The sequence below is a fragment of the Halomonas ramblicola genome, assembly GCF_030409215.1.
Lineage (GTDB): Bacteria > Pseudomonadota > Gammaproteobacteria > Pseudomonadales > Halomonadaceae > Halomonas > Halomonas ramblicola.
This window is the reverse complement of the sequence record NZ_JAUFPL010000032.1, coordinates 508,470-527,040: the sequence shown is the minus strand read 5'-3', so window position 1 is coordinate 527,040 and position 18,571 is coordinate 508,470. Positions and strand designations below refer to the sequence as shown.

Here is an 18,571-nt window from a genome sequence, read left to right as displayed (position 1 = left end):
ACGTTCCCGCCCACGACACCTATACTGAGCGGGCCATCCACGACCCGGAGTGCCCCATGACGACCCGACTCCCCCTGCCCCTGACCGCCGCCCTGGCGCTCGTCGCCGGCGGCGCCCACGCCTTCGAGCCGGCCGGCCGGGACATCGCCTACGACGTCGACGGCGAGGCCTTCGAGGGCTATCTCGCCGAGGCCGAGGGCGAGGCCCGCGGCAGCGTGCTGATCGTCCACGACTGGAGCGGCCTGGACGACTACGAGCGCCGGCGCGCCGACATGCTCGCCGAGCAGGGCTACGATGCCTTCGCGGTGGATATCTATGGCGAGGGCAACCGCCCCGAGACCACCGAGGATCGCCAGGCCGCCACCCGCGCCCTCTACCAGGACCGCGAACGCATGCGCGCCCTGACCCTGGGCGGCCTGGCCGCGGCCCGCGAGCAGGGCATCGCCACGTCCGCCGTGGTGATGGGCTACTGCTTCGGCGGCGCCGTGGCCCTGGAGGTCGCCCGCTCCGACGAGGCCAAGGAGGTCGTCGGCTACACCACCTTCCACGGCGGGCTGGGCACCCCCGAGGGCCAGAGCTGGCCCGAGGACGTGCCGCCCCTGATGATCCTCCACGGCGGCGCCGATACCTCGGTCACCATGGATGACGTGGCCACCCTCAGCCGGGAGCTGGAGGACGTCGGCGCCACCTACGAGATCCAGGTCTACTCCGGCGCCCCCCACTCCTTCACCGAGTTCGACACCGACGCCTATCACGAGCGCGCCGACCAGCGCTCCTGGGCCGCCTTCCTGGGCCAGCTCGACGCGACGTTCTGACGCCCCCGCCGGGGCCGGTCTGCCGCCGGTCCCGGCCGCATGCTAGAGTGACCGGACGACGCCCACCGAGCGCGAGGTCACCATGCAGATCACCCGTCTCACCGGCAGCCGGCGCGAGATCGGCCTGGCCCACGGCCGCGCCCACGCCCCGCTGATCCGTGACAGCATCGCGGTCTACGACCGCCTCTTCCAGGACTTCGTGGGCATCGGCTGGGAGGAGGCCCGCCACGAGGCCCAGCACTTCGGCACGATGATCGAGGACGGCTTCCCCGCCATCCTCGAGGAGATGGCCGGTATCGCCGAGGGCGCCGGGCTCGAGCCGGCCGATATCCTCACCCTCAACTGCCGCAGCGAGATCTCGCTGACCCGGGCCAGTGGTGGCTGCTCGGCCTTCGCCCTGAGGCGCGGCGGCACCCAGTGGCTGGCCCAGAACTGGGACTGGCGCGCCGACCAGCTGGACAACGTGGTGGCGCTGCACATCGAGGGCGAGGACGCGGCCCCGCTGGTCAGCATCGGCGAGGCCGGCATGGTGGCCAAGATCGGCATGAACGCCCACGGCATCGGCGTCTGCCTCAACGCCATCCGCTCGCGCACCTGCGGCCGGGGCCTGCCCATCCACGTGGCGCTGCGCAAGATCCTCGAGTGCTCCGACATGGACGGCGCCGTGGCGGTGGCCACCCGCGACCGGGTCTGCTCGCCGGCCCACTTCCTGATCGCCAGCGCCGACGGCCAGGCCGCCGGCCTCGAGGTGCACCCCGGCGAGCCGGGACGGCTCGCCCCCCGGGGCGGCATGGTCACCCACACCAACCACCTCTACGCCAAGGCCGTGACCTGCCAGGTGGAGGACTACCCCCGCCCCGACTCGCGCCCCCGCCTGGCCCGGCTGGACACCCTGCTGCGCGAGCGCCTGGGGCCCATGGAAGCGGTGGACGCGGGCCGCCTGTTCGAGCTCCTCGCCGACCACCACGGCGCCCCGCTGTCGATCTGTCGCCACTTCAACCCCGACCAGCCGGCGGAGGAGCGCATGGAGACGCTGTTCTCGGTGGTGATGAACCTCGGCGAGCGGCGCCTGACGCTGCGTCACGGCAAGCCCTGCGAGGCCGGCACCGCCCTCGAGCTGACCCTGGCCGCCGCCGACGAGCGCGCGGCGGGATAAGCGGCCCTATGAGGAGGCGTCGTCCAGCTCGCCCCTGAGGTAACGGGCGCTGGTACGCAGGAAGAGCCGCCGGAAGAGATCGTGGCGCGCCTCCTCCTCCTGCAGGAGCCGCAGCGCGCGCTCCTCCTCCGTCAGCGTGGCCGCGTCAACGACCGTCGAGGCCCGGGCCAGGCGCACGGAAGCGTCGCTGATGCCGCAAACCTGGGGAACGCCGGCCGGCCGGCTGGCCAGATGGTGGATGCGCTGCGTCATGTGGACCTCCCTGATCGCCTTTATAATAACAATTATCATTTACAATAGACAATCTAGGACGCCCGGAAGACCTTGTCAAAGCCGGCTCGGCGCAGGCCAACGATGAAACCCTTCCCGGTGCTTGCCGGCACGGGGGAGAGCGTCTAGCATCATGAATGCCAATCAGTATCATTTACTCATGATAGGGAGACTCACCCGATGAAGACGCTGCTCCTCACCGCGGTTGCTGCCGGCCTGCTGGCCACCGCCGCCCACGCCGACGAACGCCCCGACCACTTCGAAGGCAAGGCCTCCGAGACCCTGGAACAGGCCATGAGCAACTTCACCGCCACCAACCGTGAGCTGGCCGAACTGCTCGCCCAGGACGAGCTGAGCGATGAAGACCTGGGCTCCATCCATGAGCTCAGCTACACCCTGGAGAACGCCCTGGCCAGGATCGACGCAGAGGTCGAGGCCATGGCCGTCGACCTGGAGGAGGTCCACCTGGGCTCCGAGAGCCTGGACAGGGAGCGCGTGCATACCCACGGCAGTGCCTACCTCGAGGCCGCCCAGCCCCTGGCGCCCTGACCGCCCGACCTGGGGGACTCCCTGCGACCTGGCTCAACATGGCGGCCCCGACGACCGGCTATGCTGGGAGTCTAACCTGCTGCGATGCCGTGCAAGACGACCGGAGTCCCCGACATGGATGCCCCATCCGACGATGGCTATATAGAGAATCGCACCTTCGACGAGATCCAGGTGGGCGACCAGGCCCAACTGGAGAAGCGCCTGACCCTGGACGACATCCAGCTGTTCGCCATCCTGTCCGGTGACGTCAATCCCGCCCATGTGGACGACGACTTCGCCCGCAGCACCCGCTTCCAGGAGGTGATCGCCCACGGCATGTGGGGCGGCGCCCTGATCTCCACGGTGCTCGGCACGCAGTTGCCCGGCCCCGGCACCCTCTACCTGGGCCAGACCCTGCAGTTCCGCGCCCCGGTCAACCTGGGCGACGTGCTCAGGGTCAGCGTGCGCGTCACCGCCAAGGACGAGGCACGTCACCAGCTTACCCTGGACTGCCGCTGCGAGAACCAGAAGGGCAAGGTGGTGATCGAGGGCGAGGCGCGGGTGCTCGCCCCCACCGAGAAGATCCGCCGCCCGCGGACCGTGCTGCCCACGGTGCGCCTGGCCGAACGCGGCCGCCTGCACGAGATCCTCTCCGCCGCCGACCACCCGGCCGCCATCCCCATGGCGGTGGTGCACCCGGTGGACGAGGTCTCGCTCACCGGCGCCGTGGCCGCCGCCCGCCACGGGCTGATCGTGCCGCTGCTGGTGGGCCCCGCGGCCAGGATTCGCGCCGCCGCCGACGCCGCCGAGCTCAACATCGGCGACTTCGAACTCATCGACACGCCCCACAGCCACGCCGCCGCCGAGCGCGCCGTGGCCCTGGTCCGCGAGGGGCGCGCCGAGGCCCTGATGAAGGGCGCCCTGCACACCGACGAGCTGATGCACGAGGTGCTCAAGCGCGACAGCGGCCTGCGCACCGAGCGCTGCATCAGCCACGTGATGGCCTTCGACGTGCCCACCTACCCGAGGCCGCTGTTCATCACCGACGCCGCCATCAACATCACGCCCGGCCTGGCCCACAAGCGCGACATCATCCAGAACGCCTTCGAGCTGGCCCACGCCCTGGGCAATGCCGACCCCAGGGTGGCAATCCTCGCCGCGGTGGAGACCATCAACCCGCGGATGCCCTCCACCCTGGACGCCGCCGCCCTGTGCAAGATGGCCGAGCGCGGCCAGATCCGCGGCGGCACCCTGGACGGCCCGCTGGCCTTCGACAACGCCATCTCCGAGGCCGCCGCCCGGGCCAAGGGCATCGACTCGCCGGTGGCCGGGCGCGCCGACATCCTGGTCGCCCCCGACCTGGAGGCCGCCAACATGCTGATGAAGCAGCTCACCTACCTGGCCGACGCCACCGGCGCCGGGCTGGTGATCGGCGCCCGGGTGCCCATCGTGCTCACCAGCCGCGCCGACGAGGCGATCACCCGCATGGCCTCCTGCGCCCTGGCCCTGCTGCTCGCCGACCACCAGCAGCGCCAGGGCCTGCCCGGCAAGGTGGGAGGCCGGGATGAGTGACATCCTCACCCTCAACAGCGGCTCCTCGAGCCTCAAGTTCGCCCTCTACGCCGCGCAACCCGGCCAGGCGCTGGCCGACCTCACCCCGCGCTGCCGCGGCCAGTTCGCCGGGCTCGGCACCGCCACGCCGGGCGTCCAGTTGCACGACGCCCGGGGCCAGTCCCGGGACGCCGACCTCGGGGCTCTGCCCGAGCGGCTCGACCACCGGGACGCCACCACCCGGCTGCTGGCATGGATCGACGCCATGCCCGAGCTCGAGCTCGCCGTGGTCGGCCATCGTGTGGTGCACGGCGGGCAGCGCTACCACCGCCCGGTGGTGCTGACGCCGGCGATCGTCGACGAGTTGGAGGCGCTCAACTCCCTGGCCCCGCTGCACCAGCACTTCTGCCTGGCGCCGGTGGCGCGGCTCGCCGAGCGCCACCCCGAGCTCCCCCAGGTGGCCTGCTTCGACACCGCCTTCCACGCCACCCAGCCCGACGTGGCCCGCCACTTCGCCCTGCCCCGCGAGTTCACCGCACGCGGGCTGATCCGCTACGGCTTCCACGGCCTCTCCTACGACTACCTCAACCGGGTGCTGCCGCAGCACCTCGGCGACGCCCCCCGCGAGCGGGTGATCATCGCCCACCTGGGCAACGGTGCCAGCCTGTGCGCCATCCGCGATGGGCAGAGCGTGGCCTCCACCATGGGCTTCACCGCCATCGAGGGCCTGCCCATGGGCACCCGCAGCGGCAGCCTCGACCCCGGCCTGGTGCTGCACCTGATCCACGAGGAGGGCATGAGCGCCGAGGCGGTCGGCGACCTGCTCTACAAGCGCTCCGGCCTGCTCGGCGTCTCCGGCATCAGCAGCGACATGCGCGACCTGCTGGCCAGCCCCGCCCCCGAGGCCCGGGAGGCCATCGACCTCTATACCTACCGCGCCGCGCGCGAGATCGGCAGCCTGGCCGCCGCCCTGGGCGGGCTCGACCAGTTGGTCTTCACCGCCGGTATCGGCGAGCACGCCGCCCCGGTGCGCGAGGCCATCTGCCGCGGTTGCGACTGGCTGGGCCTGAGCCTCGACGACGCCGCCAATCGCCGCCACGCCAGGCGCATCAGCACCGCCGACAGCCGCGTCGGCGCCTGGGTCATCCCCACCGACGAGGAGCGCATGATCGCCTGGTACAGCCGTCAGCCAGGCGTTTGACGCGACGCAATGCAGCGAGCCCGGGATCGCTCGGCGCGCCTCAGCCCGCCAGGGCCTCCTCCACCAGGCGCCGCGCCTCGTCGCTCATCGGCAGCCCCAGGGCCAGCTCGTGGGCGCGCGGCGACATCTTCTTCCAGGTCTTCTGCACGATGCGGATCAGGTGGTCGTGGTCGACCTGCTTCGAGAAGTCGGCGAAGTAGTTCTCCAGGAACACCAGGCAGGCGCAGTCCTCCACCGCCTGGGTGCCCGGGTCGCGGCCCAGTCCCTGCTTGCGGATCATCGCCGCCACCTGCTCGGCCGCCTCGGCGGAGTAGCCCGCCTCCTGCATCAGGCGAGCGGTGGTCTCGCCGGCGCGCTTGCCCTGATCACGCCGCCAGGTCAGGTAGCCCACCCGGCCCTCGGGGTAGTCGCCGCGCGGCACCTGCCAGCGCTGCAAATGCTGGGCGCGCACCGCCAGCCGCACCCGTTCGTCGGGATCGTCCATCAGCCGCTCCAGCCAGGCGCTCATGCGCCCGGCATGCCACAGCTCCAGCGGCTGGCTCTCGCCCTCCGCCTCCACGCGGCGCGGGTCCTCCGCGTGCAGGGCATCCAGGGCGGCCAGGGTCTTGGCGTAAGGGGTATCGACGGACATGGGTCGCTCCTCGAAGGGTTGCGGATACGGAAAGGGTCGGCCTCCAGCATACCCGGCCTGCCCGGCAGGGCACACATCGGCCGGGCCCTACCACTAAGGTCGCGTTGTCGCCGCGGGTCGCAGCGACCATGATGCCGGCCACTGACGCACGCATAAAAAAGGTCCCCCGAAGGGGACCAGGTGGAGCACGCCAGCTCACGCTTCGAATCGCCGCCGCCAGGGCGGCGATCCTGCCAATTACAATGCGATCATCGAGCCAAGAAACACAAAACCCTTTCTGAACAAGGCCTTGAACAAAAACACAAGCGCAAGGCCTTGTCTCTCCGCTCGCTCGCCGATGCTGCCCTGCACCATCCAGGCCCCGGAAATGCCCGCCTCGCCCCATGGTGGCGCCCGCACACCTCAGTCGCGACAGACCGCCACCCCGGCTCCCCCCGCCGAGAAGGCCTCGAACCCGTCGGGCGCCTTGACCCGGACCTCGGGACACTCGATCGCCTCGCCCCCTTCGCCCAGGCACCCGGAAATCGTCATCGACAGCGCCAGGGCCTGGCAGGCATGCCCCTCGATCGGCTCCAGCGCGATCTCGTCGGCGAACATGCCGTAATCCGTCGGCGCCAGCCCCACCCTCAGCGCCTGCGACGCCACTGCCGTTCCCCGGGCATCGTGGGCCGCCAGCGAACCGATGAACTCGCGCAGTGCCGTCATGCGGGGAATGTACGCCTCGAGCGTCGCCCGGCAAGGCGGCACGAGGCCGTATTGCGCCGCCCCGGCCCACAGGTTGAGCCGCCCCGGTTCCCGCTGGCTGCGCGGCTCGCAGTGCGGCAGTTCCGCCACCGCCGCATGCGCCACCATCATCAGACCAGCGAACACCCCGGCGCGGGATTTCCCTCGAGCTCCCATCACCGCCTCCCATGCAACGGCTCATCCCTCGATGGGCAGGGGCTCCGGGGGAGTACAGCCCGCCGCGACCAGGGTCTCCGGCCGATAGCCGGAATTTTCCTGCCAGCGACGCCACACGGACGGATCGACGCTGACGCCCACCGCCGGGTTGCCGTCGCGGTCGCTGGCATAGCCCCGATGATGCCTGCCATCGCCGCCCTGCGTCAGCGACTTGTACCAGCGATACAGCCCCCGCATGAACTCCTGGTAGGAATCCCGCGGCTTGGCCCGATAGGCCTCGGGCAGGGGCTCCGGGATGAACAGCTTCAACCCCGCCCGCTCGGCCTTCTGGCACATCCAGCCATAGGCCAGGCTGGCCAGGGGATCGAAACCGCCGTCCGCCATCCGGTAGCCGCCGCCCACATTGGCATGGGCGCCGATGAACCAGCGCTGCTCCACCTCCAGCTGGCTCGGCTTCTTCTGGCCACCGGCGTGGGTCCAGAGGGCAATGTCATAGGCCGCGCGATGCTCGTCCAGCGCCACCGCCTGATAGGCATGCCGCACGATCGACGACAACTCGGTATCGTGCCAGGCATAGCGCCCATGCTCGGACAGGTTGGTGCCCGGAATCCCCAGCGCCCCGACGGTATCCCACACGCCGATGAAGTGGATCTCGATCTCGCGGCTGTAGCGCCGCCGGAAATCGCTGCAACGCGCATCGTCGGGGGCAATCTGCTTATCGCGGTAGAGGGCCTCGGCCTCCTCCACCAGGCCGGGCGTGGCGACCCGCAACAGCCCGCACTTGCGGATCATCCCCACCAGGCTGCGCGCCGTGTAGGCGCCTCGGCTGAAGCCGAGGACGAAGATCTGCGACCCCTCCAGGTAGTGGCGCACCAGCCAGTCGTAGCCCTTCTGGAGGTTGCGGCTCAGCCCCACTCCGAAGGCCCCGCCGGTGATACGCTCCCACTGCCGCGTGCCGACCCCCGGCTCGTAGAAGAAGCTCTGCCGGACGCCATGCGCATCGTAGTCGGAGATGTCCCGGGCCAGCCGGTAGATGTTCGTGCGGTCCTGGGGATCGTTCCAGGTGCCATCGAACAACAGGATCAACCGCTGCGTGGGATTGGCCATGCGCCGCCCTCCTTGTCGCCCGGCCCTGGCCTGCGCAGCCATGGCATGGACCGGGACGCCCGCCACGGGTGCTCGAGGCCGTTACATAGGGTTAGCGTAGGTAACAGAGCGGTGGGGTGCCATTCCTCGGTTAAGAAGAGAAGGACAGAAATCGGTCGAGGCTGTGTGAAAACACGAATACCCGCCGCCTATACCTGTATCTAGCGATGAAGCCGCTCTCAGCGGCCAACGAGACGCTTCAGAGCACTTCCATCATCGCCACATCCGAGGTTATTCAAAGTCACGCTTCCCAAGAAATCCTCCCTGGAGAGCGTCACAGGCCGCTACAGGCGCGACTAGGGCGGCAGGTGCATTACGCCCGCATCGCCTGAATCAATCGCTTGGTACCGAGGATATTCATGACGCGCTTCATATTGTAGGCCAGCACGTGAAGGCTCATTTCCGTGCTGACATTTTTGAGGGTTTTGGTCAGAAAATGTGTCGCACCCATCCAGGCCTTCAGCGTTCCGAACGGGTGCTCGACTGTCTGGCGTCTGAGGCGCATCATTTCCGGTTTCTTGTCCAAACCAGACTGCACTGACTCAAGCACATCCTCATGCTCCCAGCGCTTGATTCGTCGGTAGTTCCCCGTGGTGCATTGCGGCTTCATTGAGCAGTACGGGCAGGCCGAACTCCAGTAGCAATGTAGTATCTGGCTCTTTTCGACACTCTTGAAACGCCAGATCAGCCGCTCTCCCGCAGGGCAGCGATATTCATTCTTTTCAGGCACATACCGAAATGCCTCTCTGGGATACATCCCTTTGGCCTGACTCGGTGAGGTCTTGGGTTTGGGGAGATAGGTGGTGATACCGGCCTCGTGGCACGCGAGAATCTCTTCTCCTTTAAAATAACCGCGATCAGCTACGACGTTGAGATCGCTGGCACAGATGGCATCACGCGCCTGTTTGGCCATCCGGGACAGTTGACTGCGATCACTGCCGACGTTGGTGACCTCATGGGCGATGATCAAGTGGTGCCGGCTGTCGACGGCCGTCTGCACATTGTATCCCACTACCCCAGTGCCTCGCGTCGTCATGGAGCGGGCATCGGGATCCGTCAACGACACCTGTTGGTCTGGTGCCTGTGTTCTTTGGATTTCAATTGCTTGCAGTTGCTGCACCTCCTCCGTGAGGGCTGCAATCTTGTCCTTCAGGTGAGCCGCCTGTGCTTCTGTGACAGCCGGAACTCCCTGGTCAGCTGAGTCGAGTTGGCGCAGGTAATGCTCAATGCTCTTCTCGATTTCCTCGGCGCGCCGTTTCATCTTGGCGAACGTAAAGTTGCGGTCTCGGTTGTTGACCGCTTTGAATTTGCTCCCGTCGATGGCCACGATGGCTTGTGAGAAGAGCCCCAGGCGCCGGCAGAGCACGATAAAGTCTCGACAGGTGTCGCGGATCGCCTTGCCATTGTGCTTACGGAAGTCGGCAATCGTCTTGAAGTCCGGTGCCAGGCGCTCTGTCAGCCACATCAGCTCGACATTGCGCTGTGCCTCGCGCTCTAGGCGACGGCTGGATTGGACGCGATTGAGGTAACCGTAGAGATAGATTTTCAGGAGTATAGCGGGGTGATACGCGGGCCGACCGGTGGCATGTGGGTCGACACCCTTGAAACCTAGTTGTCTGAGGTCGAGAGCCTCGACGAAGGCCTCGATGGCTCGGACCGGGTTGTCCTCTGCGACGAAATCATCCAGAAGCTCAGGGAACAACGTGGCTTGAGACCGGGACTCACCTGAAACGAAGCGCTTCATTGGCACCTCCACGAGCTGTCACGGGTAAAGTATAGCGGGAGCCACGTTTTCACACAGCCTCGGCCAGGAGCGGACGTTGAGCATAAGCTTATGCATGTATAACAGTAATTAGGTCTCATAACCCAAAAATACTTTTCACGGCATCAATCGCCAGGGACTTTACAATGTCGAAGGGCATAGATACCCCTTTCTCTGCGGCCTTAGCCTTTACATTTTCCCACACTTTCTCCTCACGTACTGCGTCTAGAAACTCATGGCCCGCCCAAGACGGATTAAAGGCTAGAACTCGAATTATTCTTCCCGTATTCGTCATTTCAGGTTCGTAGTCAATGAGCTTAGCTTGAGCAAGCAACAACAAATGGTATTTGATTGTAAGGTTGTCATAGCCCTCAATGTCCAGCGTTTCCACAGCCTCAGGCCCTGGTTTAGCCTCAAGCGTGAGAAGGATTTTACGTACGAGGTCAAGATCACGTTTCATTGTTATTCCTTGAACGGCCTAACGTATAGCTAACCGACAGCGGCGCGCGAAGCGTACAGATGTCCGGTTGAGCGACATGTTATGTCTCAATCGGATCCCAACCAAAATCACGTGTGAGCCACCTACGAAACTTGGTGTCTATTTGTACTGGCGCCCTTCGAATGTACCTCTCCGCTACCTGGCGTTCCTCATGATCAATGGTCTGTAGGTGGTCGAGGATCTGTTCGTAGGTTGGCATTTTATCTCTCGCATTCCGAAACCCACATTTAAGATTAGTCCAAACCACCGCATCAAGGCCAAGTTCTTTTGCCCAAGCTCCGATCTGTGCTTCACATCTACCGTGCGAAGTCTCGGTCTCGGAACACCAGTAGCCGATAGAGTATTTGATGTTCTCCTCGGAGATGCCTTCTCGTTCTGCCAGAGCCGCCTTCGCATCCTCAAGGGCGACCACGGACATCAGAGCCCATAGGGTTCTTACCAGAGTGCCTTGTTCGACAATCACAAGCGTCACGCGCTTTCCACCCGATTCTCGAGCGAATTCGATTGGGAGAATTGGGCCGTCCTCGAACCAATTGCCGCGAATTGGCAATCCACGAGGGTCCCAAATCAACGAGCCCCAACCAAGGCATGCGATCTTCATCGGCTTCTCCTTGAAGCAGAACAGTGATTAGAGTTCCCGTCTTATCATTGGGTGAACGTGCCGGCTGCATTTGATGGGCCGGCCACTTTGAGTCATCAACTGACTTAGCCATTCCATCAGCATAGGCTAACACACTCCATCCGGCCAAAAGCGGTCTTTCAATGATACATTATGCAGCACCCACCTGGAATAACGAAGACGACGTTACGAGGATCTGGTTAGCTTTTTTCCTGTTTAGATTGTTAGGCAGCTAGTCAGCAACACCTCCATGATGAGAGCAAGTTCCCCTACCCCGAGAGCTAGAGTATGTGCCATCTTCACAAACTGACCCATGACTAGGACATATTTTCCTGACGCGGGCTTCTTTAATGCTCTTAACACCAGAGCAGTATCGAACGCCCCTGGGGGTTATATTGCAATCAACAACAGTATAACCATATCTTAACATTTTTTCTTTAGATTCGAATATTTCATCACCAACACCCTCCATGATCGCCATATGGTTTCGCACGTTTGCATCTTGAACATCCGAAAGATATCCGACTGAAAACTTTTCACCAAAAAATAGATAATCTTCTTCATAACAACCGTAATTCGCGCACCCGCTCACTAATATAGAGAAAAACATTAGTATAGAAAATCTATATAAACTCATCTTCTAAATCGCTTGCTCAACATAGTCAAGAGCTCCCTATCGGCCAGAAGCAGTCGTTCAGTAAGGGCTGATATAAGCCGAAGCACGGAGGCGATATAAAAAAGGACAAAGCCGCTAATCCTAATTTAAAAATAATAAGCGAAGCACCTGCCCGACATCCATCTGCAGAGTACCGGGTCAAGTCTGGAGCACTTAAACCATAAATCAGTTCGTATCAGACAACGCTCCGTAGCCTAAGGTGGCCGTAAGATTGAACAATAGCTATCCATTGAATTGAAACTTCGTCCTTTGAATCCTTCAAGGCTCGGACAAGTTCCGCACGACCTACGTAGTTATATTCAACAAGCTCGAAGAGCTCAATAAGCTTCACGGACTTTGACATTTTTCTCAAGTCCGGTCTATGGGGGGCCGCTTCAAACAAAGCGCATACACAACGCCCGAAATTTATCACTATCCGATCTTTGGAGCTTTCGTGTAAAACCCTCGCAAGCTCGCGAACTTTAGTTCTTGCGAGAAATTGTTTATCGCGCATCTCTCTTACCTGTGAAACGATGGCTGAAATTTCGCTTCGATCCGCATCCCTGACAAGTTCTAGACTTTTAGAGAAGAATGCGAAGTAGTCCTCCACGACTGGTTCAAGCTCTCGAAACAATGGCTCTATTACTTCTTCAAAATAACGGCGTCGACTCATAGCTCGAACTGACAAAACCGGAATAATTCGGTCAATGACTTTCAGGAACACATCCAAATTTTCTAACATTTTTCATGCCCATGAACAATTAGACTATTATGCCAAGATAGACGAATTTGGCTGAGCGTTAATCCATGCCATACAGCGGCCAGCGGATATATAAAATTTCTTTAATTAAACATATATTAATTTAGCTAATTAGAGTAATACTGGCAGTGGTTCCGACTATACAGCATAGTAGGACATGCCCGCAGCATATCCAAGGTCGTTAGTTACTTCTGCCATTCCTTAATCGTAGTCTATAGTTCTCTAATCGGCCAGAAGCGGCCCTTCAGCCTGTGTTCATATAACGCTTTTTTTTCAGCGGTGCACTTTTAGCACAGCGTAGCGGGCATCCAGTGGAGGGCCGCCAAGCCCAGAGCGTACTGCAACAACTGGTTAGGCCTGCGCTGAAGCTCCGAGGAATCTACCTTTGAACTCGTATATCCCTTTAAACCCATGTGGTCCTTTCCAATGCATCGAAAGCAGTTTAGTTAAGCGACGACCGTAAGAGGCCATCAGCCATTCGTACTTTTCCCAAAGCCCCTCATCAAGAGTGGATGGCAGAGAACTATTTTCTTTGCTCAGTGCACAAGGATACCTAGCCCATGATTCGCTGCCTTCTTCAAAGGCTCGCAAAATGCCCCACCCCTTTGTCTTGTAAGGGATATTCACAGACTTGGAGGCTAACTCCGTAAGTTTGTGGGACCTTAAAAGTTTTGAAAGCTTACCATTTGAAATCCAGCCTGGATTTTCGTAAACGAGGAAGGCTTTGATCGCATTTTCCAACGCAAACGAGGCAAGTAGAAAAGTCGATCTATTAGTATTATCCCAAGCACTTCGTGCCCCAGATCTATGATCGAGATAACTAAGATGACCTCGCCCAAAACTTTGCCTCAACTGCACGGCTTGATCATGTAGGTCGTCAGCTACTAAGAACCAGCTATGCGGGCATGCCAGATCTACGAACTCCTCATTCGTCATCATATTCCTTAACACTTGATTAAAGGCCTTACAGTGATTAGACTTCACGCTCTTTTATAGACTTGCACGCGCTGACACGTTCATTCGAGTTATACCGCATGCCATTCACAGTCTAACCCACTAAAATTTATAATAATTAGATATAGGCCGGCAGTATAACACCAATCATCGTGTCGGCTGCTTAACTTAGATGGACATGCCAGAAACATTTGTCGGCATGTCGGCTTTGGATCGATAGATCCCTAAATCGTACATCAGCATACACTAACGCTCTCATATCGGCCAGAAGCGGTCATTGAACACTTGCCAAATAATAGTTAGATCATTGTTTCTTATAACTTATGCTATCCCTCAGCAACCTTTAATTTAAAAAACCTTAAGCGCCACTAATTCTTATATAGCCTCTTTGTAACCCAATGAATTGTCTTAACTAAATTTTTACTTTCGCTTATGGCTTACCATTCCAACTCACACTAGAACGGTTGTGAGCGGCACCTTTTTATTTTCTCACTCAGACATTACAATAAGAAGCCAGCCAATCAAAAAAACCAACCCCATTATTACCCCATTTTTCCTCTTATCACCAGACAAACTCGGGGACAAGACGCAATATCCAATATAGCCAAGAATTATCATCAGAACTGTGTATTTCGTATAGTCCATTCCCTAACCCCAATGCGCTCAGTTTTTGTCGGTTGACGACCTTCACATTCAATCACATTACATCATTACAGGCTAGGGCTCTCCTATCGGACATGAGCGGACGTTGAGAAGAATTTACTTTAAATATAATATTTAGTTTAATCATCAGTTGGCTGGCATTAAAGCAGGCGATTCTTACAACTCAAGTCACCCGCAAGGGCACAAAAAACCGGGAAGTAAATAATTATTGCAAGCACTAATCCACCGCTTTTTTGATCATGACTTCTTGCCCAAACCAGGCGCTCCCCCTTGTACAACTGGCCCTCTTTTAGGTGGATATTCCCACTCATACGTGGGACATATGTATAATTTAAACTCGCGAGCTTGGTTAATTTCGCCAGGCGTAGGTTCCCGCCCATGCACTGACCGAAAATGACGTTTAAATTCACTTCTCGGAAAAAATTCCTTGCAGTGCACACAGTATCTTTGCCTTGCTTTATTACGACTCATCTCTACCACCACTATTGAATTCAATGAAAGCAAAACGATGCTCAATTAAATTATAAAAACTTTCTTCACCCATGCTAAAAATAAGTCCTACCCATATCCAACTCTCTTGTCCAGACGCATTAAAGATATGAACCAATGAATCAATAAAAGCAGAAAAGGATATAATACCTTACCTTGAAAAACCGAAGTTCAGCGTCAGCTTTTCCCTATCAGCATTTAGTTAGGTTCTTTTGACTTCACGCCATTTGCTCCGGTCATTTACTATTTTTCCATTCCTGAAGGGAACAAACATTGTATCACCAAAAAACTCAGCCCTTAGTTCAATCCAAAAATCACCTTCTAGAACTTCATTTGCTGCATCAGGCTTTCTAGAAGAAAATGGATATTCAAATTTAACTAAATACAGCTCCCCTGATGCCTTGAGCTCATAAACAGAAACATACCCGCGCCAGCAAGCAGTACAAAAAGCACGTTCTTGTGGTTTCCCTTTCTGCTTGAATGGATAAGCCTTTCGATTCTTATAGCCTGAAGGTTCACCGATAAATATGGAGAAGAGCTTGTAGGCACCAAATTCCACACCACCTTTATTATTAATGAGTTTTTCGGGTATCTGTGCAGTCATACTAATCACCCCTACTAGCAGTTGGAATACAATCTTATTTATCGGATTATCATACCGACTACTATAAACAATAACCGAGCAGGCAATGTAAGCTCTTATATCCTATGAATATTCTAACATTTATGTATAGCTTGGCAGCATATCACAGATAAATGTGCCGGTAGTATTTCCCGGGAAGTCCACACTGAATCGTCAAATGTCTCAGCCACTCCATAAGCATGGACTACAGTTCAACATTCGGCCAGCAACGGCCCATCAGGGACTTCCGGCGGCCGTAGGCGGCGTACTGATGCGACTTCTTAAAAGCTCGGCGCAAGGTTAGCACTGGTACCGATCTTTGATGTATTGATGATAATAGCGCCCGACTGAACCGGAGTTCACGAATTCACGGAACACTGCTTCCGGCACGCCACAAAAGGTATAAACCGGATGACTATCCTCAAAGTCTATAAACATCTTGGAAGTCTCGGTGTCATATCCAACTTCTGTTATGGCTCTAGATCTGACAGATACCCATTCGACCATGGTGTTCCCCTCCCAACTTTTAACTCCTGAGCTCAAGGGAATTTGAGGCGGCGCCCGTTTTTTGCGGCAGCAAAAATGGGCGACGGATCAAACGTCCTCTGCGGCAATTTATTAGGCGCGTGCTGAACCATGGCTACAACAATATGCCTAGGACGACGAGCACGACTATCACGATAATCGCAATTATAGAAATGGATGGACCTTTGTTCTCAGCACCCGCGTTTTCCGCTGGAGCATACCGGGGGCTATGGGGTTTGCGGGGCGAACTTGTGGCAGCCGACTTCAAGCCAAATTCTTGATCTACTAAAGCCGCGGCAGCCTTGTAGGCGGCGGTTCTATTGCTTCCACCCTGCAGCGTATACCCGTCGGTGCCGGTTCGCTCCCCAAACCACAACAAGCTGCACCCGGAATAGCGCTTAATAGATTTCATTACCTTATCGTCGGCGACGAGCTTCCCGGCCACAGAATTCAACTGAGGGTCATTTGGGGAGACAATGGCGGTCTTGGATCGGGAGCCTAATCGATCATTCAGAACATTAGATGCAAACCATGCTGCCAGTTCCTGTTCTCGGCCAGACTCAGACAACACCGAAAAAATTTGACCGTAGACCGAAGCTTCACCAGTGTAGCGACTTGTTTCAACTTCGTATTCGTTGGCAATTTTCATCAGCTGAGGGGAAGCCGTCGTATCTTCATCGATTTTGCAAGAGATTAGGTCGCTGAGTTCAGCTTTCGTAGCATCGGGTGGAATTCTAATCCGCAGGTCTTTGGCATATGCAATCTGCCTTTCGGTTGGCGGATCCGGAGGCAGTTCTTCGATTTGATCTATAGCGGTGCCATCGGCCTCCGCCTTTGCTCGGGCTGATGCTTCGTCCTTGGCTGTATAGGTTCGTGAGCGAGAGCGGCCTGAATCCTTTCCAATTCCTCGGACCTTGTATTTCGGCATTTCGTTCTCTCTTTTTATAGCCTAACGTTTGAGTTAAGCCAACCCGCGAAGCGAAGTCGGCTTGAACGAACAGTTAGGGCTCATTCTCGATTCTCTCCAGGTCAAGGTCATTAAGTTCGCTTTCCGGATCTCGGCGGAAGATATCAACGACAGTCTCCCAGACTAGCAAGCCGAACCCATAGAACTTCCGAGCCTTGTCCAGCGTCACTTGGCTCACTTGGAAGTGCCTACTTCCGTCGTTGGTGAGCCCGAAGTGGCGGCAATGGTCGTATGCGTCAATGAACTCTTTGAACTGGTCTTTAAGACTCGGGTCGAGCCCATGCTTATCTACCAAAGAATCGAAGATCTTGGATGGCGAGGGCAACTTGCTATCTGGCTCAGGATTGTTCTGCCCAAGAAGCTGCGACACGCTAAGACCGATGGTGCAGATGATAAAGACGCATCGCTCATGGAAATGCTCTACCTCCGCGCTCTCCAATATATCATGCTCAAGCGCAGCCCAATACAGCTTGGCTTGCTTGAGTGAGTACAGCTGAAGATTCGTATCTTCGCCGTTCGAGTCGATGAAGTAGTAGCGATGCATAGCGATGAGCCCTAACGATTAGTTTAGATGAGCCGTACCAACCGCCGCCCGGCTTTGCCGGCCGCAGCGCTTTACGGCGTCGGGTTAAAGCTTTTTTAGGGCAAGTCGGCCACAAGACGTTCCTGCACGCTTCAATAAAGCAGCCAACATTTTATAATCCACAAAAGCCCCTTTTACTTAGCTTTTTTGGCACCATTCAACCCGTGCTTGTGGTGCACCTTCAAAGCGATCCGCTGTGCCAGAAAAGTCATGTCTCAGGTACTGTCCTGGCTTTAGGCTCTTAGAATTAAGTGTTTCTACACGCTTGTACCCTTGGGCCTTCAACTGCTCCTCCAACCTATCTGCATCTACCGGGCTTCCTTGCTGCAATCTTATCTCCATACGTATTTCCTCTGTTACTCTAACAGTGATTATTCGGAACGCTCTGATATTGAACGCAGGAAGGACATCCACTTTCTACAAGCGACCTGACTACGCCATCGATCTACACATCAGGCTATGGCAAGAAAGTGGTTGTGCTTTTTAGTTTTCCTTTTCACCAGCCTAGCCTAAAGTTTCCCATCCGGCCAAAAGCTGACGTTTGGCAAAAGCTGATGTAAAATTTAACGTTGTACTTTATCTGCGCTCTCTTTGCGCCCGGCTCGACGCGCTTGCTGGGCTTGTGCCTTTGCTACAAACATCATCAAGACGTCGAAGACCTTCAAGTCCCTCAGAATCCGCCACAAGAACCCTCAGGAACGCATACTCCACTAGCTTCATGGTCCTCTTCAGCTTACGGAGGTCCACCCAGAACTCGCCCCTGTTAGTGAACCGTAGTCCTATCTCCGAGCGCCGCGTGCGCCCATATCGGAACAGATCGGAGTCCGGATCGAACTCTGCCAATTGTCCAATAGGCTTCGTAACCCAAAGCGGCGCGTGCTCTCCATAGCGGTCACGGACGTGGCAACAAAACACATGCAGCAACGACCCGATGCTATGATTTAGTTTCTCCGGATGCACGATTACCTTCAGGTAAAGCTCTACGCCATGGCGGTATAGATAGAGAATCGGACAAATGACTTCTTGCCCACGCTCGCCATCCGCCAGAACTTGGTCAACAAGGAGCGCCGCTGCGGTGAAGTATGAGCGGGCGAGCGACTCGTCATCGTACCCGGCCATACCACCGAGAAGAGCACCGTGTGTACACGTTTCGTCGAGATCCTCAGGAGGTTCGCTGAAGATTAAATGGTCAGCCTGCATACACTTCTATGCCTATAGTACGATGTCCACCCTGCGATGACTTGACTTCCCTCTTCACTTTCCGGAAGAAATACT

General features: G+C 58.1%; 19 protein-coding genes. 5 read left to right on the top strand and 14 right to left on the bottom strand.

Going from position 1 to position 18,571, the window contains the following annotated elements; all coding sequences use genetic code 11:
• Positions 1 to 56 precede the first annotated feature (56 nt).
• Positions 57 to 815, top strand: coding sequence for a dienelactone hydrolase family protein (locus tag QWY80_RS16505; protein ID WP_290233878.1), 759 nt, complete (start codon positions 57 to 59; stop codon positions 813 to 815).
• 82 nt (positions 816 to 897) lie between these two features.
• On the top strand, positions 898 to 1,971 hold the full coding sequence (locus tag QWY80_RS16500; RefSeq protein WP_290233875.1) for a C45 family autoproteolytic acyltransferase/hydrolase: 1,074 nt from the start codon (positions 898 to 900) through the stop codon (positions 1,969 to 1,971).
• Between the two features lie 6 nt (positions 1,972 to 1,977).
• Here QWY80_RS16500 and QWY80_RS16495 read toward each other — a convergent pair whose 3' ends face one another.
• The gene (locus QWY80_RS16495) at positions 1,978 to 2,223 is read right to left on the bottom strand and encodes a hypothetical protein (protein ID WP_290233873.1); all 246 of its coding nucleotides are present in this window, start codon (positions 2,221 to 2,223) and stop codon (positions 1,978 to 1,980) included.
• A 198-nt stretch (positions 2,224 to 2,421) separates the two neighbouring features.
• On the opposite strand from QWY80_RS16495, the gene QWY80_RS16490 reads away from it, so the two are divergent.
• The 3 genes from QWY80_RS16490 to QWY80_RS16480 all read left to right on the top strand — a co-directional run bounded on the left by QWY80_RS16490 (position 2,422) and on the right by QWY80_RS16480 (position 5,521).
• Positions 2,422 to 2,790: a DUF6746 family protein gene (locus QWY80_RS16490; protein ID WP_290233871.1), complete on the top strand. Its 369-nt coding sequence runs from the start codon at positions 2,422 to 2,424 to the stop codon at positions 2,788 to 2,790.
• Positions 2,791 to 2,904: 114 nt separating this feature from the next.
• A complete protein-coding gene (locus QWY80_RS16485) occupies positions 2,905 to 4,341 on the top strand; it encodes a bifunctional enoyl-CoA hydratase/phosphate acetyltransferase (protein ID WP_290233869.1) in 1,437 nt (478 codons plus the stop codon).
• Positions 4,334 to 5,521, top strand: coding sequence for an acetate/propionate family kinase (locus QWY80_RS16480; protein WP_290233866.1), 1,188 nt, complete (start codon positions 4,334 to 4,336; stop codon positions 5,519 to 5,521). The genes QWY80_RS16485 and QWY80_RS16480 overlap by 8 nt, the downstream gene beginning before the upstream one ends.
• A 40-nt stretch (positions 5,522 to 5,561) precedes the next feature.
• On the opposite strand, the gene QWY80_RS16475 is transcribed toward QWY80_RS16480, so the two are convergent.
• The 13 genes from QWY80_RS16475 to QWY80_RS16420 form a co-directional block, all read right to left on the bottom strand.
• Complete coding sequence (locus QWY80_RS16475) at positions 5,562 to 6,152, bottom strand: DUF4202 domain-containing protein (RefSeq protein WP_290233862.1); 591 nt, start codon at positions 6,150 to 6,152, stop codon at positions 5,562 to 5,564.
• 402 nt (positions 6,153 to 6,554) lie between these two features.
• Positions 6,555 to 7,052, bottom strand: a complete 498-nt coding sequence (locus tag QWY80_RS16470; RefSeq protein WP_290233860.1) for a hypothetical protein — start codon at positions 7,050 to 7,052, stop codon at positions 6,555 to 6,557.
• A gap of 21 nt (positions 7,053 to 7,073) precedes the next feature.
• Positions 7,074 to 8,159 (bottom strand): T6SS phospholipase effector Tle1-like catalytic domain-containing protein, encoded by a 1,086-nt coding sequence (locus QWY80_RS16465; protein WP_290233857.1) that lies wholly within the window; start codon positions 8,157 to 8,159, stop codon positions 7,074 to 7,076.
• A gap of 352 nt (positions 8,160 to 8,511) precedes the next feature.
• Positions 8,512 to 9,942: an IS1182 family transposase gene (locus tag QWY80_RS16460; protein WP_290233854.1), complete on the bottom strand. Its 1,431-nt coding sequence runs from the start codon at positions 9,940 to 9,942 to the stop codon at positions 8,512 to 8,514.
• Positions 9,943 to 10,057: 115 nt separating this feature from the next.
• Positions 10,058 to 10,420 carry a DUF2513 domain-containing protein gene (locus QWY80_RS16455; protein WP_290233851.1) on the bottom strand — a complete coding sequence of 121 codons (363 nt, stop codon included), beginning with the start codon at positions 10,418 to 10,420 and terminating at the stop codon, positions 10,058 to 10,060.
• Between the two features lie 79 nt (positions 10,421 to 10,499).
• Positions 10,500 to 11,060, bottom strand: coding sequence for a hypothetical protein (locus tag QWY80_RS16450; protein WP_290233849.1), 561 nt, complete (start codon positions 11,058 to 11,060; stop codon positions 10,500 to 10,502).
• A 250-nt stretch (positions 11,061 to 11,310) separates the two neighbouring features.
• Positions 11,311 to 11,508, bottom strand: a complete 198-nt coding sequence (locus QWY80_RS19490) for a DUF3761 domain-containing protein (protein WP_494337378.1) — start codon at positions 11,506 to 11,508, stop codon at positions 11,311 to 11,313.
• A gap of 421 nt (positions 11,509 to 11,929) precedes the next feature.
• Positions 11,930 to 12,457: a hypothetical protein gene (locus tag QWY80_RS16445; RefSeq protein WP_290233845.1), complete on the bottom strand. Its 528-nt coding sequence runs from the start codon at positions 12,455 to 12,457 to the stop codon at positions 11,930 to 11,932.
• Positions 12,458 to 12,844: 387 nt separating this feature from the next.
• On the bottom strand, positions 12,845 to 13,432 hold the full coding sequence (locus tag QWY80_RS16440; RefSeq protein ID WP_290233842.1) for a hypothetical protein: 588 nt from the start codon (positions 13,430 to 13,432) through the stop codon (positions 12,845 to 12,847).
• Positions 13,433 to 14,801: 1,369 nt separating this feature from the next.
• Complete coding sequence (locus tag QWY80_RS16435) at positions 14,802 to 15,203, bottom strand: hypothetical protein (protein ID WP_290233840.1); 402 nt, start codon at positions 15,201 to 15,203, stop codon at positions 14,802 to 14,804.
• A 318-nt stretch (positions 15,204 to 15,521) separates the two neighbouring features.
• On the bottom strand, positions 15,522 to 15,728 hold the full coding sequence (locus tag QWY80_RS16430; RefSeq protein WP_290233837.1) for a KTSC domain-containing protein: 207 nt from the start codon (positions 15,726 to 15,728) through the stop codon (positions 15,522 to 15,524).
• A 133-nt stretch (positions 15,729 to 15,861) separates the two neighbouring features.
• Positions 15,862 to 16,674 carry a hypothetical protein gene (locus QWY80_RS16425; protein WP_290233833.1) on the bottom strand — a complete coding sequence of 271 codons (813 nt, stop codon included), beginning with the start codon at positions 16,672 to 16,674 and terminating at the stop codon, positions 15,862 to 15,864.
• Between the two features lie 73 nt (positions 16,675 to 16,747).
• Positions 16,748 to 17,257, bottom strand: coding sequence for a hypothetical protein (locus tag QWY80_RS16420; protein ID WP_290233830.1), 510 nt, complete (start codon positions 17,255 to 17,257; stop codon positions 16,748 to 16,750).
• Positions 17,258 to 18,571 lie beyond the last annotated feature (1,314 nt).